Genomic DNA, 353 nt, shown 5'->3' on the forward strand with positions numbered 1-353 from the left:
ATTGATGGCTTTGCGATCGGTTGCTGCGATAGCCAGAAAAATACCGTCAAGGTGCTCTGGTATAAATTGCTCAGCAAGATGCGAGATGTCGCCGTTATTTAACGCCTGCAGAAAATCGGCATTAAGTTCAGGAGCAATGACACGAACGTCGGCACCGGCTTTGAGCAGCATCCGGGTTTTACGCCAGGCCACTTCTCCCCCGCCTACCACCAGGCATGGACGACGCTTTAAATCGGCAAAAATAGGTAAATAGTCCATAGTCACTGCTCTTACTCTCTGTACGTAACAGCACTATAGACGGGGCAGGATATTACCTGAAATTCTAAAATTTCATTTTTTATTCCCAAAAGTTT

Annotated in this window: 1 protein-coding gene; it reads right to left on the reverse strand. The window is 46.2% G+C overall.

The genetic code is table 11. The annotated features are described in order from the left end of the window. A partial coding sequence (locus ACYP03_RS24865) for a precorrin-2 dehydrogenase/sirohydrochlorin ferrochelatase family protein (RefSeq protein WP_459782506.1) occupies nucleotides 1-258 on the reverse strand: 258 nt, incomplete at its 3' end. Between the last annotated feature and the right edge of the window lie 95 nt (nucleotides 259-353).

This window comes from Photobacterium sp. R1 (genome assembly GCF_054600795.1).